General features: G+C 63.4%; 16 protein-coding genes and 1 riboswitch. Of the genes, 2 read left to right on the top strand and 14 right to left on the bottom strand.

Translation table 11 applies throughout. The features are described 5' to 3' along the window. The first annotated feature begins 91 nt into the window (after window positions 1-91). Entirely contained in the window at window positions 92-970 is an 879-nt protein-coding gene (locus tag EI290_RS19095; RefSeq protein ID WP_185817075.1) for a CPBP family intramembrane glutamic endopeptidase, read from the top strand. 117 nt (window positions 971-1,087) lie between these two features. Here EI290_RS19095 and EI290_RS22955 read toward each other — a convergent pair whose 3' ends face one another. The 9 genes from EI290_RS22955 to EI290_RS19050 form a co-directional block, all read right to left on the bottom strand. Then, window positions 1,088-2,602 carry a TSUP family transporter gene (locus tag EI290_RS22955; RefSeq protein ID WP_125433262.1) on the bottom strand — a complete coding sequence of 505 codons (1,515 nt, stop codon included), beginning with the start codon at window positions 2,600-2,602 and terminating at the stop codon, window positions 1,088-1,090. Between the two features lie 146 nt (window positions 2,603-2,748). Continuing rightward, window positions 2,749-4,464 (bottom strand): NADPH-dependent assimilatory sulfite reductase hemoprotein subunit, encoded by a 1,716-nt coding sequence (locus tag EI290_RS19085; RefSeq protein ID WP_125433261.1) that lies wholly within the window; start codon window positions 4,462-4,464, stop codon window positions 2,749-2,751. A gap of 5 nt (window positions 4,465-4,469) precedes the next feature. Further along, complete coding sequence (locus tag EI290_RS19080; protein ID WP_221766285.1) at window positions 4,470-5,210, bottom strand: DUF2490 domain-containing protein; 741 nt, start codon at window positions 5,208-5,210, stop codon at window positions 4,470-4,472. 32 nt (window positions 5,211-5,242) lie between these two features. Then, window positions 5,243-8,146: a TonB-dependent receptor gene (locus EI290_RS19075; protein ID WP_125433259.1), complete on the bottom strand. Its 2,904-nt coding sequence runs from the start codon at window positions 8,144-8,146 to the stop codon at window positions 5,243-5,245. Between the two features lie 289 nt (window positions 8,147-8,435). After that, the gene (locus EI290_RS19070) at window positions 8,436-10,289 is read right to left on the bottom strand and encodes an assimilatory sulfite reductase (NADPH) flavoprotein subunit (RefSeq protein ID WP_125433258.1); all 1,854 of its coding nucleotides are present in this window, start codon (window positions 10,287-10,289) and stop codon (window positions 8,436-8,438) included. A gap of 227 nt (window positions 10,290-10,516) precedes the next feature. After that, the gene (gene cobA / locus EI290_RS19065; RefSeq protein ID WP_125433257.1) at window positions 10,517-11,284 is read right to left on the bottom strand and encodes a uroporphyrinogen-III C-methyltransferase; all 768 of its coding nucleotides are present in this window, start codon (window positions 11,282-11,284) and stop codon (window positions 10,517-10,519) included. Between the two features lie 183 nt (window positions 11,285-11,467). Continuing rightward, the gene (locus tag EI290_RS19060; protein WP_125433256.1) at window positions 11,468-12,757 is read right to left on the bottom strand and encodes a sulfate adenylyltransferase subunit 1; all 1,290 of its coding nucleotides are present in this window, start codon (window positions 12,755-12,757) and stop codon (window positions 11,468-11,470) included. Window positions 12,758-12,852: 95 nt separating this feature from the next. Beyond that, window positions 12,853-13,761, bottom strand: a complete 909-nt coding sequence (cysD, locus tag EI290_RS19055) for a sulfate adenylyltransferase subunit CysD (RefSeq protein WP_125433255.1) — start codon at window positions 13,759-13,761, stop codon at window positions 12,853-12,855. Window positions 13,762-13,937: 176 nt separating this feature from the next. Continuing rightward, a complete protein-coding gene (locus tag EI290_RS19050) occupies window positions 13,938-14,723 on the bottom strand; it encodes a phosphoadenylyl-sulfate reductase (RefSeq protein WP_125433254.1) in 786 nt (261 codons plus the stop codon). Between the two features lie 317 nt (window positions 14,724-15,040). Further along, window positions 15,041-15,132, bottom strand: a riboswitch (SAM riboswitch). Between the two features lie 282 nt (window positions 15,133-15,414). Between EI290_RS19050 and EI290_RS19045 the strand changes: the two genes are divergently transcribed. Continuing rightward, a complete protein-coding gene (locus tag EI290_RS19045) occupies window positions 15,415-15,648 on the top strand; it encodes a hypothetical protein (protein ID WP_125433253.1) in 234 nt (77 codons plus the stop codon). Here the strand turns inward: EI290_RS19045 and EI290_RS19040 are convergent. The 5 genes from EI290_RS19040 to pseG all read right to left on the bottom strand — a co-directional run bounded on the left by EI290_RS19040 (window position 15,645) and on the right by pseG (window position 22,633). Continuing rightward, entirely contained in the window at window positions 15,645-17,126 is a 1,482-nt protein-coding gene (locus EI290_RS19040; RefSeq protein ID WP_125433252.1) for a lipopolysaccharide biosynthesis protein, read from the bottom strand. The two genes, EI290_RS19045 and EI290_RS19040, sit on opposite strands and share 4 nt — an antisense overlap. A gap of 161 nt (window positions 17,127-17,287) precedes the next feature. Next, complete coding sequence (locus tag EI290_RS19035; RefSeq protein WP_125433251.1) at window positions 17,288-18,661, bottom strand: DUF7033 domain-containing protein; 1,374 nt, start codon at window positions 18,659-18,661, stop codon at window positions 17,288-17,290. Between the two features lie 81 nt (window positions 18,662-18,742). Further along, entirely contained in the window at window positions 18,743-20,047 is a 1,305-nt protein-coding gene (locus EI290_RS19030; RefSeq protein WP_246009003.1) for a hypothetical protein, read from the bottom strand. An 8-nt stretch (window positions 20,048-20,055) separates the two neighbouring features. Next, entirely contained in the window at window positions 20,056-21,096 is a 1,041-nt protein-coding gene (pseI, locus tag EI290_RS19025) for a pseudaminic acid synthase (protein ID WP_125433250.1), read from the bottom strand. 52 nt (window positions 21,097-21,148) lie between these two features. Beyond that, window positions 21,149-22,633, bottom strand: coding sequence for a UDP-2,4-diacetamido-2,4,6-trideoxy-beta-L-altropyranose hydrolase (gene pseG / locus EI290_RS19020; protein WP_125433249.1), 1,485 nt, complete (start codon window positions 22,631-22,633; stop codon window positions 21,149-21,151). Between the last annotated feature and the right edge of the window lie 4 nt (window positions 22,634-22,637).

Genomic DNA, 22,637 nt, shown 5'->3' with positions numbered 1-22,637 from the left:
AGCTGTGACAGCCGGGGCCGCAAGGCCCCGGTTGTTTGCGTTTAGGAGCAGTTTGGACGTAGCTTTAGGCGTCGTTTTATCCTGCTTTTTCGTGGAATCTATTATTATCGAAGCGCCCGTGGTGGCAACCAACCCGCCGGCTACAGTGTACCCGACTATCAAGGAAAGCTGGGCGTTTCTGGGGTGGTACCTCTTGCTGTCGTTACTGATTGGCTTACCCATTCTTCTGGTTGGGGAGAAAATGCTGGAAATGCCCCGGCCGGTGGTGTTATTTCTCGGTGTAAGTGCCGCTAACTGTAGCGTGCTGGGTTTTTTGCGGTGGAGAAATAAGACGCGCTGGCCCGGTATCAATCTGCACGGCCAGGTACCCGGCTGGCTGCTGCTCGCCTTGCCGGTGCTGGTGTTGTCGGCCGATATGGTCCTGACGCTGGTTCATCTGCTACATCTGCCCACATTCTCCTCCGGCGAAACCTATCGGGAACTGATGAAAGTACCGGTCGTTGGGTTTCTCATGTTGTGCATAGTGGCCCCGGTAATGGAAGAACTGTTGCTGCGCGGGGTGGTGCTCCAGGGCCTGTTGCGCAATTTCCCCGACCGTCCCTGGATTGCCATCGGCCAGTCGGCCCTGATTTTCGGGATTATGCACCTGAATCCGCCCCAAAGCCTGGCGACGTTTGGGCTGGGGCTGCTGATGGGCTGGTTGTACTTCCGTACCCGCTCCCTGTGGCTGTGCATGGGTGTCCACTTCCTCAACAATTTCTTTGCATTCAATGCCATGCTGCACCAAAAAGAAGGTACAGCCACCGACGATGTGGTGGCTGCTTTCGGCTCGCCCTGGGCCTACGCGGCAGTAGTGGTGCTGAGTGCGCTGGTATTGTTCTGCTTGCTGTGGATGGTGCAGCGCACTACTTCCTCATCACCGGGCCAGGCATCAACCCAACCAGACGCGCTGCTGCCAGAAGGTATATAAACGGCTACTGCAAAACCCTGCGCCTACCAACGCGAACCACTGCGCGAAAACCAAAACCGCCCCACCGGCATGTTCCGGTGGGGCGGTTTTGCGTCAAAACACCAGCTGAAGCGTGTGCTACATAAACAGCTTACGCAGCGCCCACAGGCTCCACACAATTACCATCAGGCCTACGCCCACGAACATCCAGCGCACGGGCAGGCGGCCGGCCAGGCGGGCGGCCAGGGGCGCGGCGGCCACGCCCCCGATGATCAGGCCCAGGATAATCTGCCAGTGCGAGATGCCCAGGGTGGCGAAGAACGTAACGGCGCTGGCAAACGTGACGAAGAACTCCGTGACGCTCACCGAGCCGATAACGTACTGCGGGGTGCGGCCCCCGGCAATGAGCGTGCTGGTGACCAGCGGCCCCCAGCCGCCACCCCCAAACGAATCGAGGAAGCCGCCGGCCGCGGCTAGCAGCCCTAGTTTCCGGTGCTTTTTGCGTTGCTGCGTCTGGGCAAAGGCCTTGGTGATGATGCGCACGCCCAGCAGCAGCAGGTACACGGCCAGCAGCGGCTTCACATAACTGCCGTATTTCTCGCCGAAGTGCGACAACAGGTACGCGCCCGTAATAGCCCCCAACACGCCCGGAATCAGCAGCACTTTGAACAGGCGCTTGTTCACGTTGCCGAAGCGGTAGTGGTGGTAGCCCGAGGCTCCGCTAGCAAACATTTCGGCGGTGTGGATGCTGGCACTCACGGCGGCTGGGCTGATATTCAGGCTCATCAGGCTGATGGCCGTGACCACGCCGTAGCCCATGCCCAGCAGCCCATCAATGAGCTGGGCGCCGAAGCCGATGGCCACAAAAATCCAGAAGGTTTCGGCGTGAGTAGCCGCGCCCCACACCTGCTGCCAGGTGAAGTAGTAGCTCAGGATGTTGAATACCAGCATAGCCGCAAAGGCCAGCAGGGCCCCGGTGGCAATCTTGCGCCACCGCGCCGCCGCCGGCGACTCGTAGGCCGGGCCGCCGGTTAGCTCGGCCGTTACGGCGTTCAGGGATTTTACCTTGTGAGCGAAGTCGCCGCCCACCTTCTCCCGAATCTGGGCCATGCGCTGGAGCACTTCGTGCAGCTCGTCGGGGAGGGTGTGGGTGAGCATTTCGCGCAGGCGCTTGGCAATGGTGGGCGACTTGCCGTTGGTGCTGATGGCAATTTTCAGGTCGCCCTTCTGCACAATGGAGCCCAGGTAAAAGTCGCAGGCGGCGGGCGTATCGGCCACGTTGCAGAGCAGGCGCTGGCGGGTGGCGTCGGCCTTGATCTGCAGGTTCAGGGCTTTGTCGTTGGTAGCCACAATCACCAAGTCGTGGCCGACGAGGTGGGTGGGGTCGTAGGGCTGCTCGCGCAGCTGCACGGCGGGGTGCTGGCCGGCCAGCACCCGCAGCTCGGGCCCAAACCAGGTAGCCACCACCGTAATGGCCGCGTTGGGGCTGTTGGCCAGCATGGCCGAGAGCTTCTCAAAGCCCACGGCCCCGCCGCCCACCAGCAGCACGTGCAGCTGTTCCAGCTTCAGAAACACCGGAAACAGCCGGTTGCCATCGGGCACCGCGGGCGGCGGCTCGGGCTGGGGCAGGGCGTTGTTGGAGGAAAGAGGCATGGTGGTTGGTGATGGTTGGGGTCGGATGCAGGAAGGAAGTTGGCCGTCATGCTGAGCTTGCCGAAGCATCTCTACCGCTGGCTAACTCAATCGTGAGAACGAAGCGGTAGAGATGCTTCGGCAAGCTCAGCATGACGTTCTATCGGTTACTCGTGAAACGTGAGGCCGCTTGCGGTGGGCTGCACGTAACCCTGGCGGATGACGAAATCACCAAACCGCTCCTGGGGCTGGCGGTTCTGGGCGTAGTCGGCGAGCAGGGGCGTGAGCTCCCGCACGATGCCGTCTTCGTCCAGCATTTCCTTGTAGAGCTTGTTCATCCGCTCCCCGTTGAAAGCGGCACCGAGGTAGAGGTTGTAGCGGCCCACGGCCCGGCCCACCAGCCCGATTTCGCCGAGGTAGGGGCGGGCACAGCCGTTGGGGCAGCCCGTCATCCGCAGCAGAATATCGTCCTGAGCCAGACCCTGTTGGCGAATCACCCGGTCCAATCTATCCAATAATTCCGGAAGATACCGCTCGGCTTCCGCGAAGGCCAGCGTGCAGGTCGGCAGGGCCACGCAGGCCAGCGCCCCGCGCCGCAGCCCGGTGAGTTCTTTGCCGGCCTCCACAGCCACACCGTGCCGCTGCAGTACCGCCTGCACACTCAGCCGGTGCTCGGGGGCAATGTTGGCGATGATAAGGTTCTGGTTGCCGGTGAGGCGGAAGTCGCCGGTGTGGAAGCCCGCAATTTCGCGCAGGGCAGTTTTGAGGGCATAGCCGTCCCGGTCGAGGATGCGGCCGCCTTCCACGAACAGCGTGAGGTGGGCCCGGCCATCGGCCTGGATGGACCAGCCGTAGGCGTCGCCGGAGCTGCGGAACTGGTAGGGGCGGGCGGGCTCCACCGTGAAGCCCAGGCGCTGGTCCAGCTCGGCTTTGAACACGTCGAGGCCTACGCGGTCCACGGTGTACTTGAGGCGGGAGAACTTGCGGTTTTCCCGGTTGCCCCAGTCGCGCTGAATCGTCACGATTTTCTCGCAGGCGTCCACCACCTTCTCAGTGGGTACGAAGCCGATGATGTCGGCCAGGCGGGGGTAAGTGTCAGGCATGCCAAAGGTCATGCCCATGCCGCCGCCCACGGCCACGTTGAAGCCCACCAGCCGGCCCCGTTCCTCAATGGCAATCAGGCCTAGGTCGTTGGCGAAGATGTCGGTATCGTTGTAGGGCGGGATGGCCAGGGCAATCTTGAACTTGCGGGGCAGGTAGGTTTTGCCGTAGATGGGCTCGGCGTCCTCCTCGCCCTCGTTGGGCGCGCTGGTGAACTGCGGCTCCCCGTTCAGCCACAAGTCCCAGTAGGCCGAGGTTCGGGGCGTGAGGTGGGCGCTGATCTGCTTCGACACCTCGTACACGGCCGCGTGCAGGGGGCTCTCGTGCGGGTTGGGGTTGCACATCACGTTGCGGTTCACGTCGCCGCAGCCCGCAATGCTGTCCAGCAGGGCCTCGTTGAAGCCCTGGATGGTTTTTTTTAGGTCGCGCTTGAGCACGCCGTGCAGCTGGAAGGCCTGGCGGGTGGTGAGCTTGAGCGTGTGGTTGCCGTACTCGTCGGCCAGCTCATCCATGCGCAGCCACTGCGCCGGCGAGGCAATGCCGCCCGGCACCCGCACCCGAATCATGAGCGAATACAGCGGTTCCAGCTTCTGGCGCTTGCGCTCCGAGTCTAGGTCCCGGTCCGTCTGCTGGTAGGAGCCGTGGAACTTGATCAGGTGGGTATCGTCGGGATAGAGGGCGCCGGTGAGCGGGTTCACGAGGCTTTCGGCCAGGGTGCCACGCAGGTAGTTGCTGGCTGCCTTGACGTGCTCGACTTCGGAAAGTTTGGGAGTATCAGCCATGAGAATCAGGGAGCTGGGGAGGATGCCGGAGCAGCCGGAGCCGCAGGGCGTAAATCGAAGTTGTGGAAGTAGAAAACCCGGATGGTGTGCTGGTTGCGGTAGGTGCTACCGGCCGGCAGCTGCTGAAACAGGTGCATGTAGCCGGCCTGCAACTGGGCATGTTTGCTGAAGGGGTACACCACGCCGGCAAACAGCCGATTCTGGTCGAAGTAATTCAGCCGAATTTCCTTGCCGAAATTCATCATCACTTCGTTGTTGAGCAGAAACTGCCAGCCGCCGGGCTCAAAACCCCGCTTGGTAAGCGGCAGAAACAGCGCCGCGTTGTAGCGGGTGCGGTAGTTGAAATCGAAGTCATCGGTGCGCTCATTCTGCCGGATGGTGCGCCGGAATCGTTCTTCCAGCCGTACCCACTGCATCAGGCGGGCCTTCGGAAACTTGCTGAACCACTGCACCTGCTGCCAGGGGCGGTGCTCCGGCTGGCCCACGGTACGGGCTCCGTCGGGGTAGTGGTGTATGTAGGCATAGCCCCCGGTCAGGCGCACGTCATCGGTGAGGTAGTACGTCAGGCCCACGCGGGTTACCGTCTGGAATTTGGCCTGCACGAAATGGTCGTGCAGGCGCAGGTGCAGGTCGGTCCAGCTGCCCCAGCGTTGCGAAAACCGGGTTTGGTTGAACACGCCCAGCCACGTCTGCTGCTCGCGCACATATTGCTTCTGCGCCAGCAAAGGCCGGGTCAGAAGCAGCAAGCCACAAAAGAGAAGGAGTCGTTTCATCACACTTACCGCAACACGGTATTATCAAACGTCAAAGCCACGTAGTACAGGCCCCCGATGGTGGGGCCGGCGGCGTACTGGTAGTAGCGGTTGTTGAAGAGGTTGGCGCCGCCGGCTTTGATGGTGGTTTTGAGGGCAGGCACGCGCACGTTCACCTGGGCATCCACGGTTTGGTAGGCGGGCACGCGGCCGTTGGCCAGGGGGCTTTCCCAGTAGAAGGTGCTCTGGTGACGCCACACCAGGTTGAAGCCCACGTTGCGCACAATTTCGCGGTTGCCGAAGCTCACGTTGGTGACCCAGTGCGGGGTGTTGAAGCCCGTCACGAAGATGTCGGGGGCGTTGTTGGCCGACAGGGCGTTGTAGTTCACGTTACCGCCCAAGGTGTACTTCTGGTAGAAGTTGTAGGTGACCCCCAGCGTGGAGCCGTAGCTGCGGTAGTTGTTGCGGGCGTTGGTGTACACCCGGTACCGGTCCTGGCGGGCGGCGCGGTTGCTGTTGAGAGCCGCCAGCACGGCATCATCGGAGCCTACCGGCACCTGCTGGCCGGCGGCGTTTTTGGGCACGCTTACTTCCACTTGGCCCAGAAAGCCGGAGTAGATGTTCACGTAGGCGTCGGCGTCGATGGAGAGTCGGTTATCCAGCAGCACGCTGCGGTAGCCCACCTCGTAGGCGTTAATCTGCTCGGGCTGCTCGGTGGGCAGGTTGCCCACCTGCAGCACGCCCCGGATTTCGGGACGCAGGGCGGCTTGGCTGGCGGTGGTGCCGGCGTTGGCGGCCACGTAGGCATTCACGGCGGCGTTGAACTGCGAAATAGAAGCCAGCGTGTAGGAGTTGTCGAGGTAGTTCAGCCCCTCGTTCACGCGGGCCAAACCGCCTACCCGGCGCACGTTGCCGTTGTTCACAAACGACAGCGCCTCAAAAAGTGACGGGAAGCGCCAGCCGTTCTGGTACGAGGCCCGGAAGTTGTGCAGGCCGCCGGCCGTGTACACCGCTGCCACCCGCGGGTTCAGCTTGGGGTTGAACTCCGGGTTGTAGTCGAGGCGCAGCGAGGCGGTGAGCTTCAGGCGGTCCTGCAGCAGGCGCTTGGTGGCCTGCCCGAAGCCCCCGATTTTCTTGTAGTACTGGTTCTGGCCGCCGGGCTGGGTGCGCTCGGTGAGCGGGCGACTGAAATCCACGAAGTTGTTGCCGTCCGGAATTACCTCGTAGAGGCGGGCATCGGCCCCCAGCAGCACATCGGCAAACTTCACCTGCGGGCCCAGGTTCCAGATGGCGTCGGTGTGGTAAGTGCGGCTGCGCTGGGTGAGGGCGGCCCCACCCGGGATGGGCGCGCCGGGCACGTTCACGCCGCTGTCCCAGTTGTTGGTTTTCACAATCTGGGCTTTCAGCGCGTCGAAGGCAGGCGTACCGGGCACGGCGCGGCCGGCGTCGGCCACGGTGCGGGCCTGCTGCATGGCCTGGGCCAACGTGGCTCCGCCACTCAGCTGGCTTTGCAGCTCCGTCCGGAACTTCGTGCCCCAGGCGGCGTTGGAGCCGTTCTGCAGGTCCAGGTTCAGGGCCAGCGGGTTGAGGTTGTAGGAGTTGCCAGTGTTTTCGACCAGCATGTAGGCGCGGGCCGTGAAGTTCTCGCCCTTCAGCTCCACCTTGTGGTTCTGCACCGTCACGCCATCCAGCTGAATCTTGTTGCCGCGCTGGAACACGCCGTCCATCAGCCCGAACCGGTAGCCGTAGCTCAGCTCCAGCTTATCGGTGAGCTTGTAGTGCAGGCTGGCGTCGGCCTTGATGTTGCGCACGATAGGGTTGGTGAGGTCCCGCTCGTAGTAGCCCGTGCGGCGCACGTTGAAGGTTTCGTTGCGGCCCTGGTAAGGAATGGTGATGCTCACGTTGCCGGCGTTGTCGTCGCCGTAGCGGTTCCAGAGGTCGGCGGCGGGGTTGTTGGCCCCGCTCAGCTCCGGGAAGCGCGGGTTAGCCGACGCTAGGTTCTGCGGGTTCTGGTCGTTCTGGGTGTTGGCGAGCCAGTCGGTGCCGCGCAGGAAGCTGCCGTTCACCTTATAGGCCCAGCGGCCCGAAGCGCCCAGGCTCTGGGCCCAGCGCACGGCCGTTTCCGTCAGCACGCTCGGGTCCCGGTCTTTGCCGTCCACGTGGTTTACGCCCACCTTCTGGTACACGCTCAGGCCCTGGTAGTTGAAGGGGCTTTTGGTGGTGAGGTTGGCCATGCCGTTGATGGCGTTCATGCCGTAGAGGGCCGAGGCCGCGCCGGGCGTAATTTCCACCGAAGCCACATCCAGCTCGGTGGGCCCGATGGCGTTGCCCAGCGGCACGCCCAGGGTGGCCGCCTGCATGTCCACCCCGTCCACCAGCTGCATAAAGCGGAAGTTGTTGGGGATGTTGAAGCCGCGGGTATTGGGTACTTTGAACGTGAGCGAACTGGTGGTCATCTGCACGCCCTTCACGTTTTCCAGCGCGTCGTAAAAGCTGGGGGCCGGGGTTTCCTTGATGGCCCGGATGTCGAGCTTCTCAATGGCCACCGGCGAGGTCAGCCGGCTTTCCTCCACCCGCGACGCCGACACCACCACCTCGTTCATCGACACGGCCTTCGACTCCAACTGCACGCTGATGGGCTGGCTGCCGCTGGCAATTTCCAGCTCCCGCGACTCGTAGCCCAGCGTGTTGAACACCAGCGTGAACGGAAACCGCAGCTTGGCTTTCAGGGCAAACTGGCCGTTACCGTCGCTGAGCGTGCCGGTGGTGCCGCCCTTCACAATAACGCTCACGCCCGGCAGCGGCTCGCTGGTAGTTTTTTCGCGCACGGTGCCGCTCACCGAAATCAGGGCCTCCTGGGCGTGCAGGCCGGTGGCGCTGGCTGCAACCAGCGCCGGTACTAGGAAGGAAGAGGAAAGAAGATGTTTCATCAATGTTTTTACAAGGGGAGAAAGGACCCGGGACGGGGCAGACGGCAGGCCGGCGCAGCCCCCGCGCCCGGGGCGCAACGGCCGTTACCGGCTACAACATCGTCTTGGAAAAACAGCAGGCATGGAACGGAAGAAGGGTTTTAGGGCTAGATCCCCTCCTTGGAAAGGAGGGGTTGGGGGTGGTTGAGTTTTAGAGTTAAGAACTAGAAGTAGATATCGTCCTGACGAGGATCAACCACCCCCAACCCCTCCTTTCCAAGGAGGGGAGCTAGTTTTCTAGCTCTAGTTTTTAGTACACATCCTCCAAGAACCGGCGCGACTTCTTGAGCTGGCGCAGGTACTCGGCGGCGTAGTCGGCGTCGTGGCCACTTTCCTGCTGGATGATCTGACGCAGGGCCTGCTGCACGTCGTGGGCCATGCGGGATTTGTCGCCGCACACGTAGAAGTAGGCGCCGTTTTCGAGCTGGTCGTAGAGGCGGCGGCTTTGTTCCAGCAGGCGGTGCTGCACGTAGAGCTTCTGGGTTTGGTCGCGGGAGAAGGCCACGTCGAGGCGGTCGAGGGTGCCGCGCTTGAGGTGTTGCTGCCACTCGGTCTGGTACAGGAAGTCGGTGGTGAAGTGGGGGTTGCCGAACAGCAGCCAGTTGCGGCCGGTAGCGCCGGTTTCGGCCCGCTCCTCCACGAAGGCCCGGAAGGGTGCTACCCCGGTGCCGGGGCCCACCATGATAATGTCGGTGGCGGCATCCTGCGGCAGCTTGAAGTACTCGTTGCGGTCCACCCACACCCGGGCCGTGTCGCCGAGGTGGAGGTGGTCGGCCTGGTAGCCGGAGCAGGCCCCGTGCTTGGCGCGGCCGTGGGTTTCGTAGCGCACGGCTCCCACCGTCAGGTGCACTTCCTCGGGGTGGGCCAGCAGCGAGGATGCAATGGAATACGCCCGGGCCGGCAACGGCCGCAGCACCGCCGCCAGCTGCTGCCCCGACAGCTCCACCGGAAACTCGGTGAGCAAGTCGGCCACGTCGCGGCCGTAGAGGTAGGTGCCCAGCCCGGCCGTATCGGCCAGGATTTCGCGGAGGCGCGGGTGCTGCGGGGCCACGGCGGCGTAGCGCTCCAGCACGTCGCGGGTGATGACCGACAATTCCAGCCGCTCGGTGAGGGCGGTGGTCAGGTCCAGCTCCTCGGCTTCGAGGCGCACCGGGGCAGCTTCGGACAGGCGGGCAGCCTGCAATACCTCCTGCACCAGCGCTGGGCGGTTGCGGGGCTGCACCATCAGGGCGTCGCCGGGCTCGTAGGTCAGGCCCGAGTCAGCCAGGGAAAACTCCAAGTGGTAGGTTTCTTTGGTGGAGCCCCGGCCGTTGAGCTGGATCTTCTCCAGCAGCTCCGCCCCGAAGGGGTTGCGGGCGTTGTACTCCACGGCGGCAGGCAGCGGAGCCACTTCCGGCGCGTAGCCCGCGCCCACGGCCGCTACTACCGGCGCGGCTACGGCTGCGCCAGCCGTTACAGGGGCCGGGGCGGGCTGCAGCTCGGCAATATGGCTAAGCACCTGTTCGGCCCACTGGCGGGTTTCGTCCTCGAAGGTCACGTCGCAATCCAGCCGTTCGGCCAGGCGGCGGCCACCCAGCTCAGCCAGGCGCTGGTCGAACTCGAAACCGGTCTGGCAGAACTGCAGGTAGCTTTTGTCGCCCAGGGCCAGCACGGCGTATTGCAGGTCGGGCAGCTTGGGGGCGCGGTTGCTGAGCAGGAACTGGTGCAGCTCCTCGGCCGCAATGGGCGGGTCGCCTTCCCCCTGGGTGCTCACCACCACCAGCAGCAACTGCTCGGTTTTGAGGTCCTTGGTGGGGTAGTCGTTCATGTCGCGCACCTGCGGCTGCAGGCCCCGGCGGCGGGCCGCCTCGGCCACTAGGCCGGCGGCTTTCTTGCTGTTGCCGGTCTGGGAGCCGAACAGGATGGTAAGCCGACTAGCCGCGGCGGCTTCCGCCACCGCCGGAGCCGGGGCCACGGCCGCAACGGGGGCCGCCGCGCCGGCGCGGCCGTAGAGGTAGCCGCTCAGCCACACCAGCTGCTGGGAGGTGAGGCCCGCCGCCAACTGCTGCAGCGCCTGGTCGTCGAGGCCAATGGGAAGCGTGGGGGAAGCTGAAAGAAGTGACATAGGACGTGGTGGTTGGGGCAGTGGGTTGGGCGGGTCAGAGAAGGAAGAAGTCATGCTCTATCTGGCGTCCGCTTGCCGAAGCATCTCTACCGCTTCGTTTGGGCGTTTCAGTAGCCCAGGGTTTAAACCCTGGGCTATGGAGCGGTTATCGGTGCTGTTACCTGATTAGCCAGCAGTAGAAATGCTTCGGCTTCGCTCAGCATGACGTGCTGCTTGTGACGTTCTGATCAGGCTACCGCCGCGTACAGTTCCGGCAGCAGCGCCAGCTTCTCTGGGGTGGCCAGGCGGGTTACTTCTCCAATAATGATGATGGCCGGCGCACCGATTTCAGCGGCGGCGGCGCGGGCGGGCAGTTCGGCAACCGGGCCGGTTACCAGCTGGGCGTGGGGCAGGGTGCCATTCTGGATGATGGCGGCTGGGGTGTCGGCGTGGCCCTGCTCGCAGAAGGCCTGTACAATGCGCGGCAGCTCACCCAGGCCCATGAGAATGACGGTGGTGCCGCGGGCGTCGCGGGCGGCTTCCCGGATGCTGCCGGCCAGCTCACCGGTGGCGGTGGTGGCCGTAATCACCCGGAACCCTTCGCTCAGGCCCCGGTGCGTAACGGGAATACCCGCCGCTCCGGCCGCGGCCACCGCGCTGCTGATGCCGGGCACATAGTCCGTCAGCAGGCCGTGGGCTTCGGCATAAAGCATTTCCTCCCGGCCCCGCCCGAACACGAACGGGTCGCCACCCTTGAGGCGCACCACGTGGCCGTAGCGGCGGGCGTAGTCCACAATCAGGGCGTTGATGTCGTCCTGCGAGTGGCTGCGCATGCCGCGCCGCTTGCCCACGGGCACCAGCACGGCCTCTGGGCGGGCGTGCCCGAGCAGGATGCGGTTAGCCAGCGCGTCGTACAAAATCACATCGGCTTCCGACAGCACCCGCGCCCCTTTGAGCGTGAGCAGCTCCGGGTCGCCGGGGCCGGCACCCAGTACCGTAAGGCGGGGCGTTTGCATCGGTGAATGAGTGAGTTGGTGATTGAGTGAATTGTCGGTCATGCTGAGCTTGCCGAAGCATCTCTACCGCTTTGCTTGGGCGGTTCAGGTTTAAACCCTGGGCTATGGAGCGGTTATCGGTGCTGCCATCTAATTAGCCAGCGGTAGAGATGCTTCGGCAAGCTCAGCATGACGTTCATCAGCCTAAATCGAGAAGGCCACGGGGGGCTGCATGGGCGGGGTGAAGTACTCGGAGTTGGCGGCTTCTACTAGGCCGGCGGCCAGGGTGTCGCCGGTTAGCTCGTCTACCAAGATGAAGGAGCCGGTGGTGCGGTTGTCGGCGTAGTTATCCACGGCCAGGGGCAGGGCGGTTTTGAGGCGCACCCGCACGATGTCGTTGAGCTGGGCCTGCTCGGTGTGCACCCGGGCGAAGGTCTGCACGTTCACCTTGTAGAGAATGGCCGACACAGCCGCTTTCGAGAGGGCCGAGTGGTGCTGCACCAGCAGCTTACGGCCGGGCCACAAAGGCTGCTCGCTCATCCAGCACAGGGTGGCTTCCAGCTCGCGGGTGAGGATGGGCTCCTCGGGGCCGGCCGGCACCAAGGCGTCGCCGCGGCTCACGTCCACGTCGTCGCGCAGGCGGATTACCACGGCCTGTGGGGCGGAGGCAGTTTCCACTTCCTGCTGGTTTACCTCAATGGCTTCAATTTCCGATTCCAGGCCCGAGGGCAGCACCCGCACGCGCTGGCCGCGGCGGTACTGGCCGCTCAGAATCTGGCCGGCGTAGCCGCGGTAGTCGGGCAGCTCGGGTGTCTGGGGCCGGATGACGTACTGTACCTGGAAGCGGGGCGCGGCCTCGGTTTCCTGGGCGCCGGGCACGCTTTCCAGGTGCTGGAGCAGGCTGGGACCGGTGTACCAGGGCAGGTGCTGGGAGGGCTTCACCACGTTGTCGCCCTGCAAGGCGCTCAGCGGAATGGCCGTGGCGGCGGGTAGGTGGAAGTGGTTGGTGAGCTCGGCGTAATCGGTGGCAATCTGGGCGAAAACGGCCTCGTCGTAGTTCACCAGATCCATCTTGTTCACGGCCAGCACAAAGTGCCGGATGCCCAGCAGCGCGGCAATGAGGGTGTGGCGGCGGGTCTGCTCAATCACGCCCTGGCGCGCATCTACCAGCACAATGGCCAGGTCGGCGTTGCTGGCGCCCGTCACCATATTGCGGGTGTACTGCACGTGGCCGGGCGCATCGGTGATAATGAACTTGCGGCGCGGGGTGGTGAAGTACTTGTAAGCCACGTCGATGGTGATGCCCTGTTCCCGCTCGGCCCGCAGGCCGTCGGTCAGCAAGGCCAAATCCACCACGCCGCCCGACGCCTGCCGCTTCTCCAGCGCCGCCAGCACATCCAGCGACACGGATTCCGAATCGTACAGCAGCCGCCCGATCAGGGTGCTCTTGCCGTCGTCCACGCTGCCGCAGGTAATAAATCGAAGTAAGTCCATGAGGTGAAATTGTGAGGTTGTGAAATTGTGAATTGCTGTGCTGGTGGGGTGAAGCGTGAGGATTTTCACAACTTCACCTTTCACAACTTCACCACTTAAAAGTATCCGTTCCGCTTGCGGTCTTCCATGCCGGCTTCGGAGATGTTGTCGTCGAGGCGGGTGGCGCCCCGCTCGCTTACTTTGGCCAGCAGCAGGTCCTGGATGATGTCTTCCACGGTGCGGGCGTCGCTTTCCACGGCGGCGGTGCAGGTGGAGTCGCCCACGGTGCGGAAGCGCACCTGCCGGGTCACGATTTCGTCTTCGTCATCGAGCTGCAGGTGCTCGGAGAGGCCCAATAGCTGGCCCGAGGGCAGCACCACGCAGGTGCGCTCGTGGCCGAAGTAGATGTCGGGCAGCGGAATGCTTTCGCGCTGGATGTAGCGCCACACGTCCAGCTCCGTCCAGTTGGAAATAGGGAACACGCGCACGTTTTCGCCCTTCTGGATGCGGCCGTTGTAGATGTTCCAGAGCTCGGGGCGCTGGCGCTTGGGGTCCCACTGGCCAAACTCGTCGCGCACCGAGAAGATGCGCTCCTTGGCCCGGGCCTTCTCCTCGTCGCGGCGGGCCCCGCCGATGCAGGCGTCAAACTCAAACTCCTCGATTACCTCCAGCAGGGTGTAGGTCTGCAGCGGGTTGCGGCTGGGGTACTTGCCGCCCGGCTCGCGCAGGCTCTGCCGCTTGATGGTATCCTCCACCTTGCGCACGATCAGCTTTTCGCCAAGTTGAGCGGCCAACTCGTCGCGGTACTGCAGCACCTCGGGGAAGTTGTGGCCGGTATCCACGTGCACCAGCGGGAAGGGGAAGCGGCCGGGGCGGAAGGCCTTTTCGGCCAGGCGCGTGAGCACAATGGAATCCTTGCCGCCCGAGAACAGCAGGGCCGGCCGCTCAAACTGCCCCGCCACCTCCCGCAGGATGTGGATGGCTTCGGCTTCCAGCCGGTCGAGGTAATCGAATGTGGTACTCATATCCAGTCTTGTTTTGTGTTCTTATCTGTCATCCTGAGCTTGCGAAGGAGCTTATCCCGTTTGCACGATGGTCGTTCAGGGTTTTTAGCCCGCGGAGGACGCAGAGGGTTTCGCAGAGGGCGCAGAGCTGTTCTGGTGTTATAAGGTCCTTCGTCGCCGCTTGATTCGCGGAATGCTCAGGATGACAGGTGGTTTGGTACCGGCTCCACCACTGGGTCGGGGCCGTCGTGGGGGGCGGTGGCGTGGAGGCCGCATTCTTTGGCCGAGAGGTCTTCCCACCACCAGCGGCCGGCCCGGAAATCCTCACCGAGGCGGATGGCGCGGGTGCAGGGCGCGCAGCCGATGCTCACAAAACCCTGCTGGTGCAGCGGGTTTACCGGAATGCCCTCTTGCTGCACAAAGGCCAGCGCCTGCTCCCAGGTCCAGTCGAAGAGCGGGTGAATTTTGACGAGCTGGTGCGCCGCGTCCCACTCCACCGGGTCCATCGTCTGCCGGTTCTGCGACTGTTCGGCCCGGATGCCGGTTACCCAGGCCCCACGGCCGGCCAGGGCCCGGTTCAGGGGCTCCACCTTGCGGATGTGGCAGCACTCCTTGCGGTTGTCCACGCTCTCGTAGAAGGAGTTCGGGCCTTTCTGCAAGAGCAGGTTTTCCAGGTCCTCGCGCTGGGGGGCGTACACTGCAATGGGCTGCTGGTACCGAATCAGCGTCTTGTTCCAGGTAGAATAGGTTTCCTGGAAGTTGCGGCCGGTATCGATGGTGAACACCTCAATGGGCAGGTCGTGGGCGAAAATCAGGTGGCTGATAATCTGGTCTTCCAGCCCGAACGAGGTAGAAAAAACGGCCTGACCGGGGAAGGTGTCGGCTACCAGACGCAGCCGCTCCGGAGCGGAGGCGGCCACTACAAGAGGGCGCAGGCGGTCCAGCAAGGCATGAACGGCCGGCGCAGCATCAGCTACAGGCATAGCAGGAAGGGGAGGAGGAAGCAGGCCACCGATGTAGGGCAGCGCGTTTCGGCCAAAGGATAGCTTCACGGAGAAACAGCCTTGGCAACGGCCCAGCGCGGTTTTCGGCGAAACAGAAATGGTCGTGCGCCTTTGGGCTTAGCTTACGCCATAAGGCATATCAGCTCAGTAGCAGGCGGCGCACAAATCAGCAAAAAGGAAGTTGTGCCTTAGCCCCGACAACAACACATGCCCATCAACCCACAACATCCATGCTGTACAGCAGAGAAGGTAGCAGAAGCGGCGGCGGTGTTGAACAAGGATTTCACGGCTTGTTGTTTTTATATGGTCAGGACTTGGCACCGTTTCGGTTGTTCCGCTGGTTGCCGGCGTTTCGTCGAGCCTGTCTCTCCACGCCTCTGTATAAAAACAATCCTTCAGTGGGGTAAAGAATTGATGTCCCAAAGGTAAGGGACAGAATTTTACACTTGCAAATTTTATTTTGGATTACCTCACTTCTGTATCTTCTTCCAGCTGGGGCAAATACCTCATATTGGATACGAAAACAAGTTTTTATAAGGTGTTCATAGCCAATTGAAAACAATAATGTAGGGCCTTTCTATACCGACATAACCCTTCTGGCTGGAAGCAGGTTAACCCCGCGCACCCATTGATAAACTGCCATATACAAAGAATTTCACCCCTGCCTTCTATGAGCTGGCAGGCCGCTGTAGGGGCGACGCTGGCGCTGGCCAACTGCGAACAACCATCCACCGCCCGGCCTGATCCGGCGCAGGAGCTGAATGCCGGCGGCACCACCGGCGACACGGTGCGCGGCCCCGTAGCGCCGCCCCCGCCTCCCGGTCCGCCCCGCGACTCCACCATTGCGCCGCCTACCGATACCACCCGCACGGACTCGACGCGCCATTCCGGCCGACAGTTTTAGGACTTTTTCAGGCGCTGTTGCAGGCTCTGTAGCAGCGCCTGTGCCTCCGGGGCCACGCCCGACACCAGCACCAGCCCACCGTACACGGCCGTGAGCACCCCGGAACGCAGGAGCATGGTGACGAAGGGCGAGCCGAGCGCCGGAACCAGCCAGCCGGCCACGCCCGCGGCGGCCGTAATGGCCAGCAGCAGCGGAATCTGTCGGGTGAAGGGCTGCATACCAAAGCTGCGCCACACAAACCAGGTGCGGGCCAGATTGATGCTGATTTGGGCCGCTACCGCTGCCACCGCCGCACCCACCATGCCCAGCTTTGGAATCAGGAGCAGGTTGAGCAGAATGGTAAGCACCGACAGGGACACGTTGAATAGCAGGTCGAAGCGGTAGCGGGGGGAGGTGACGAGAATTAGGCCATTAACGCCGGTGATGCCGTCGAAGAGGCGGCTGCCGAGCAGCAGGAGTACCACCACGGTACCCTGGGCGTAGTCGGCCCGCATAAGGGAGTAGATGAACTCCAGATTCAGGCCGATGCCCAGGGTCAGAAAGCAGCCGATGAGCGTATTGAGGCGGGTGGTGCGGCGGTAGAAGTCGGCCATGCCCGCTATGTTCTGCTCTTTCCAGTAATCGGCCAGGAGCGGAAAGGCAATCTTGTTGAGCGAGCGGGCCGGAATAGCCAGCGCCGTGCTGATGTTGAAGGCAATGCCGTAGATGCCCGCCGCCGCCAGGCTCACCTGCGCCCCCACCATAATTGTGTCGAGGTACATGATGACCGAGCCGGCCAAAGAGCCCAGCAGCGTGAAAGCACCCACGCCCAGCAGCTCCCGGACCGGCCGCACTGCCAGCACCGCCCGCTGGGGCCGCCAGTGCAGCTCCCCAATCCGCAGCAGATAGCCCGTGAGCAGCAGCACCAGCAGCCCGTTCACGCCCACGTACCAAAGCACGTAGCCGTGAAACGTGAGCCAGCCACCGGCAAAGGCCAGCGCCCCGGCCAAAATCAGTAGCCGCAGCAGAATATCCTGCAAAAACGAGGAAAATGCCGTGTGGTACAGGGCCTTGAGGTAGGCATCGAGCAGGGAGTACAGCAGCACGAACAGGGCAAACACGGCTCCCCAGAGGTAATAGGTTTTCAGCAGCGTGGCGTCGTGCTCGTACACTCCCAGCAACACCGGCCGCCCCAGTAGGTACAGGGCTAGCACCACCGCAAACCCCAGCAGCGGCACGCCCAGCAAAAATGGCAGAAACCCGTGGTGGCCATTTTCCCGGTTGCGGAAATAGGGAAAAAACCGGATGGCCACGCTGGCAAACCCCACTGCCGCCACTTGGGCAAACAGCGTGGCTACGCTATTCAGCGTGGTGGTCAGCCCCAGTTGCTGGGGCTCCAGAAACCGGGGTAGTACCAGCGTGGTGCTCACAAACCCCAGCGCCAGCCCTAGGTAGGAAATGATGGTATTACGCAGCCCCTGTCGCTGAACGATGCCCAAAAGGTGAAATGGTGAGGTGGTGAAATGGTGATTTACCGTTCTGTCATCCTGAATTTACGAAGGACTCTATTGTATGCAGGCGTCGGTTCCCGCAGAGGTTCGCGGAGGGATGCGCAGAGGTTCGCAGAGTCGTTCTGGCGTGAGAAGCTCCTTCGCGCTGCTTAGGATGATAGGGCGCTCATAGACGTGCAAATATCCTGGCCGTTGACGAAGGCTGCGTTGCGGCTGCGAAGGTACTCCATGAGGGCGCGGAATTCGCGCGGGCCGTTGCGGGTGTTGGCCGGGTCGAAGTTCTCGTTGTGCCAGAGCACCGTACACACGCCTCCGAACCGCTCGATTTCATGGAACATGGGCGTGAGGGCCGGCAGGATTTCGTCGGGGGCCAGTTGCAGGTAGCGCGGGTGGTGTAGCGTGGCATCCATCACGTTGAGCGGGATTTCCAGGAAATCAACTGCTTCACCTCGTTGAAAATTAAACGGACGGAAAGGCAAACAGTAGCTGTTGCGGAAGCCGTAATGCTCAGCAAAGCCTAGTGTGGAATCGTAGGCGAATTGCAGTTCATCCACGAGCATTGGGGTAATGCGAGGTTCCCAACTCAGGTAATGAAAGCGAAGTCCAAGGCCTGTCGGACCAAGATGGCAAATCTGCTCCGCATCCTGGTGCAATTTATTGGCATTGACGCAGGAACCCAGACTACCGTGCAGTTCAATACCAGACCGTGTTTTTAGTAGTGGTCTGAGTGCAGCAGTAATGCGGCGATATTGATAATCGGCGTTAGGTGTGCCGTTGGCTGCTTTGCGGTGCTCGGGCAGAAAGAAGAACGTGCTGCTCGCCCCGTACTCAGCTACGGTCTGCTGCACTTCGGCTAGATTGTCCCAGGCGTCCTTTTGGGTGAGGTGCTGCCAATAGCAGCGGGCAAAATCCAGCCAGTCGCGGCGCCGGAGGGCGGCTTTGGCGGGGGCTTTCCAGGCGCTGCAGAGGTTGTCGATGTCATGGGTGATGAAAGCGGCCCAGGCGCGGCCGTCGGCCCAGCGGCGGGGGCGCAGGGGCTGGCCGCCAGTGTGCTCCACGGCAGCGCGCAGCACCTCGAAGTAGTAATTCACCACCGGCACCGTTACAAAGTCGTAGCGTTGCTGCACGCTGGCTGCGTAGGGAAAGCGCCCGTGCTGGTCCCGCTCATCGGAGTGGAATTCCTGCCAGCCGCTGAGCAGGTAGAACGCCGCCGATACCACATCGGCATGAATGCGGGCCTGGCCACCGGGCAGTAGCTCCAGCAGCGGCTGGGTGGGCTGGTCGTCGAAGAAAAACGGCAGCGTCCGGTCCTGCCACTCCCGCCACACCGGCGGAGCTGGGTAGGGAGCCGTGTCCGCAAAGAAGTTGTGGTTCACGGCCGCTACCTCCACCTGCGGCTGCGTATCGGCATACCCGATGCTGACCGTGGGCACAGCATCATACGCCTGCCAGAAGTGTTGCAGCACATAAGCCAACCGAGTTTCGGCAGTAGTAGCAGGAACGGGCGGTAGCGGTGGTAGCATGGCGCAAGGTAATGGTAGAACGACTCTGCGCCTTCTGCGCGCGCGCAGCGCCCTTTGCGGGAATCGACGCTTGAAGCACTATTACCGGGGCAGCGGCAGCCACTCCGCCAGCAGCCGCAAAGCCCGCTGCTGACTGTGGCCCTCGTCGGGCGTGCCTAACGTGGCATTGTAGTAAGCGGCGCGACGGTAAAGATCCAGGGGCTTGTGTTGCTGCTGGCGCCGTAACCAAGTACCCAACTCCGGCAGGGTATTGGCCCGCGTAATGAGGCCGTGGGCCACGAACCCGTAGTAGTCATCGGCGACGCCGTGAGCTCCGAAACGCACGTACACGCTGGCCAGGTTGAGCAGAGTGGCCTCGAGGTGGGTGCTGGTATCGGCGGCTACCAAGGCGTCGTGGGCTTCCAGAAACGCAAATACATGCTGCTGGCGCGCATCCGAAAACTGCAGCCGGGGATGGCGCTGCTGCAGAAACGTGAAGTCGCGCGGGTCGCCGGGGTGGGGGCGTAGCGTGAAGGTCAGGTCGGGAAACTCCCGTAGTAGGTAGTCCAGCGTGTGGGTAATGGCCGTGAGGTCGTCGAGGGCATTGCAGGCCAGGGCCACCCGGCGCACCCGCGGGGCCTGGTTGCGGCGAGCTAGAAACTCGTCAGCTTTGGGCATGCCCACTAGCTCCGTGCGCCCGCGCACCGGGCCGCACTTCCGGTATTTGTCGAGGGCATCCTGGCCTTCCAACAGGCTCAGATCAAAGCCCAGGGGAGGAAAGTGGGTGCTCACGCTGGCGTGCTGCACATAGGCCGTGGGCACGCCTTCGGCCTGGCAAGCCAGCAGCAGGGCCCGGGCGTCGTCGTTGTGGTCGTTGGCGAATACCACGGCCCGGGGCCGGTAGTGGCGCAGGGCCCGGCGGTACACCTCGTAGTAGCCGATGGCGTTGAAAATCAAATCGAAAAACCGCCAGGCCCGCTCGCCCTCGGTGCGGCGCAGGGTCCGATACACCCTTGGCAGTTGCCCATAGTACAGTAGCTTCCGTCGCAAGGAAAGCCGGTTTACCTGCTGGTTGTAGCGGCCAATCTGCTTGCTCTGCCCCGCCACCAGCACCGCGTCGGGCCGGGCTTCACGGATAAAGTGTAGGGAGTCGTAGTTGTTCTGGCTCACCACGTAAAGCCACACTTTGCCGTGCAGGTTCTCGGGGTTTTTTACGGGCCGAAACACGTTGCCCACCAGCCGCAGGGCCGCATAGCCTGCTACTTTCAGCAGCCGTTTCCAGGGGCTGGCTGGGGAAATGGGCTCCAACATGTGCGCCGATAAAGCGGCAAACAGGTCGGTGAAGCGCAACTGCAGGATGTCGCGCAGGCGGCCGGCCGGAGTGGGCGGAACAGCAGATTCGAACATGGCAGCGGCTACAGCGCGTCCCAGGTGAGGGGGGTGCCGGCCTTCAGGGGCTGGCGGGCGGGCTTGCCCAATAGCTGGTCGTAATAGCGGGGGGGCAGGCCGTCGCCGGGGCGCACTACGCGTAGGTTCTCCTTGGTGAAGATTTCACCAGCTTGCATGTTCTGGGCCACGTAGAGGCTACGTTTGTAAAGGCGGCTTTTCTCCTCGGCCCGCTGCACGCCGTACTGCACCTGACCCAGCGCCTGCCAAGCCCGCTCAGTTTCGGTTACCAGCTGGGCCACTTCCTCAGGCTCCAGCGAGAAGGCCGAATCCACGCCGCCGTCGGCCCGGCGCAGGGTTACGTGCTTTTCCACTACGCAGGCCCCCAGGGCCACGGCGGCCACGGCCGCGCCCACGCCCATGGTGTGGTCGGAGAGGCCCACCAAGGCATCGGGAAACAGTTGCTGAAAGTGCGGCAGAGTGCGCAGGTTGGTGTTTTGCGGCGTGGCGGGGTAAGTGCTGGTGCATTTCAGCAGCACCAGTTCCCGGCAGCCCGCCTCGCGCAGCACTTGCACAGCCTCGGCCACCTCAGCCAGCTGACTGGCCCCGGTGCTCATAATCACGGGCTTGCCGGTGGCGGCCACCCGGCGCAGCAGCGGCCAGTCGGTATTCTCGAAGGATGCAATCTTGTAGGCCGGCACGTCGAGGGTTTCGAGGAAATCCACGGCGGTTTCATCGAAGGGCGAGCTGAAGGCCAGCATACCGTGCTGCCGGGCCCGGTCGAACAACGGCTTATGCCACTCCCAGGGCGTATGGGCCTCCTGGTATAACTCGTGCAGCTCCCGCCCAAACCACAAAGAATTGGGGTCGTCGATGCGGTAGGCCCCGGGCAGGGTCATGGTATCGGCGGTGTAGGTCTGGAGCTTGATGGCGTGGGCCCCAGCAGCCGCCATGGCATCCACAATGGCCAGGCCCCGGCTGAGGTCCTGGTTGTGGTTGCCGCTGAGCTCGGCAATGATAAACGGGGGCTGGTCGGGGCCGACGAGGCGGGAGCCAAAGGAAATAGTCATAGCAACGGAAGGCAAGAAGCCGGACAAGCGGCCGGGCCGACAACGCCCCGGTCTACGCCAGCCACACAAAAGTAACGGATTCGGGCGCGGCCGGAGCTACTTCGCTTACTTGGTACCCCGCCCGCTCAAATGCCTTCACCGAGGCCACATTCACTTGCTGCACCTGGCCCAGCACCCGCCGCACCCGCGGGAAATGCTCCAGCACCCGGCGCGTGCCAGCCAGCAGCAGCAGCGGCGCCAGTCCCCGCCCCCGATACCCGGCATCCAGCAGGTAGCTCAGGGTGGCTTCTTCGCCATCGACGGCAAACCGGATAAGGCCGGCGGGGCGTCCAGTGGCGGCGTCCTGGGCCAGCAGCAGCAGGGCATTGGGGTCGAGGAGGCGGGCAGCCAGCCATTGCTCGTGCGCGGGGCGGGGTACAGGAGTGGGGTTGAAGGAAAACTGCCGCACGGCGGGCTCGTTGGTCCAGGCCAAGAGTTGGTCGGAGTCGGTGGCGGTTACGGGCCGGAGGTAGAATGGCGGCGGTGGCAGCAGCAGCGCCCGGAACTCCTGGCGCAGCCGCGTGGGAGCCTGCCCATCGAACACCAGGCGTTGGGCGGCCCGCATGGCAAGAGCTACGCGCCGGGCTTCCGGCGAAGTCAGGATATTGGCGGCGGCGGCAAACGGACGGGCCAGGCCGTGGCCACGCAAATACTGGTCGATGTCGTGCTGGTTGTCGGCCGTGGGCAGCAGCAGCAGCAGCCCCCCGCCGGCCGCGCAGTACTCATAGCTCACGGTACTGGCCGAGCAAACCGCCGCTCCGCACTGGCGCATCAGTTGGGTTAGTCCCGAAGCTGATACGCTGCGGTGCAGCGTCAGGCGCGGGTGCTCCAGGGCCCAGCTTTGCAGACTTTCCCAGCCCAGGTAGGCGCTGCCCACCACTACATGCACGCGCTGCACAGCCGGCAGCTCCAGTAGCCCGGCGGCCACGCGCTGGGTCTGGTGAGTAGGGTCGGCTCCGCCCAGGCATACCAGCACGGTAGTCGGGTCAGGCTCCGCGAGAGAAGCGGCGGGGACGCGGAAAGCCTCCCGCAGCGGGACGTAGGCAGGCCCGCTGAGCAGCCGTGCCCCGGGCTGGCGCAACTCGTACTGGCTGGTTGTGAGGCCCCCGGCCGGATTCAGCACGAGGTCGGCGGCCAAGGGAAAGGCGTGCAAATCGTCGAGGCAGGCCAGGCGGGCCACGGCTCCGCTCACCGTGTTCTGGTAGTCGTAGCGGAAATCGTACCCGTCCAGCACCAGCACATCGGTAGCGCGAAGCACCTGCCGGACCAGATAGGCGGCTTCTTCGGCCAGGGGCTGGGCCGGCAGGGCCACTACCGCGAGGCCGGCGGTGCGCAGCAGCTGCTCCAAGACAGCGTCTGGCTCCCGAATCAGGAACAGTTGCTCGGGAAAGTCGGGCCGCAGAATTTCGGCCAGAGCCAGCAGACGCATCACATGGCCCAACCCGATGCGGGAGTTACCATCGGCCCGGAATAGCAGGCGGGGAGCAGCAGTATTCATTGCT

It is taken from the genome of Hymenobacter metallilatus (genome assembly GCF_003944705.1).
Classification (GTDB): Bacteria; Bacteroidota; Bacteroidia; order Cytophagales; family Hymenobacteraceae; genus Hymenobacter; species Hymenobacter metallilatus.
Note: the sequence above shows the minus strand (reverse complement) of the source record. Positions and strands in the feature narration are given on the sequence as shown.

Excerpts from the sequence above, each read along its gene's own strand:
- EI290_RS22955 (WP_125433262.1), bottom strand. The coding sequence starts at position 2,602 with ATGCCTCTTTCCTCCAACAACGCCCTGCCCCAGCCCGAGCCGCCGCCC.
- EI290_RS19085 (WP_125433261.1), bottom strand. The coding sequence starts at position 4,464 with ATGGCTGATACTCCCAAACTTTCCGAAGTCGAGCACGTCAAGGCAGCC.
- EI290_RS19075 (WP_125433259.1), bottom strand. The coding sequence starts at position 8,146 with ATGAAACATCTTCTTTCCTCTTCCTTCCTAGTACCGGCGCTGGTTGCA.
- EI290_RS19070 (WP_125433258.1), bottom strand. The coding sequence starts at position 10,289 with ATGTCACTTCTTTCAGCTTCCCCCACGCTTCCCATTGGCCTCGACGAC.
- cobA (WP_125433257.1), bottom strand. The coding sequence starts at position 11,284 with ATGCAAACGCCCCGCCTTACGGTACTGGGTGCCGGCCCCGGCGACCCG.
- EI290_RS19060 (WP_125433256.1), bottom strand. The coding sequence starts at position 12,757 with ATGGACTTACTTCGATTTATTACCTGCGGCAGCGTGGACGACGGCAAG.
- cysD (WP_125433255.1), bottom strand. The coding sequence starts at position 13,761 with ATGAGTACCACATTCGATTACCTCGACCGGCTGGAAGCCGAAGCCATC.
- EI290_RS19050 (WP_125433254.1), bottom strand. The coding sequence starts at position 14,723 with ATGCCTGTAGCTGATGCTGCGCCGGCCGTTCATGCCTTGCTGGACCGC.
- EI290_RS19045 (WP_125433253.1), top strand. The coding sequence starts at position 15,415 with ATGAGCTGGCAGGCCGCTGTAGGGGCGACGCTGGCGCTGGCCAACTGC.
- EI290_RS19035 (WP_125433251.1), bottom strand. The coding sequence starts at position 18,661 with ATGCTACCACCGCTACCGCCCGTTCCTGCTACTACTGCCGAAACTCGG.
- EI290_RS19030 (WP_246009003.1), bottom strand. The coding sequence starts at position 20,047 with ATGTTCGAATCTGCTGTTCCGCCCACTCCGGCCGGCCGCCTGCGCGAC.
- pseI (WP_125433250.1), bottom strand. The coding sequence starts at position 21,096 with ATGACTATTTCCTTTGGCTCCCGCCTCGTCGGCCCCGACCAGCCCCCG.
- pseG (WP_125433249.1), bottom strand. The coding sequence starts at position 22,633 with ATGAATACTGCTGCTCCCCGCCTGCTATTCCGGGCCGATGGTAACTCC.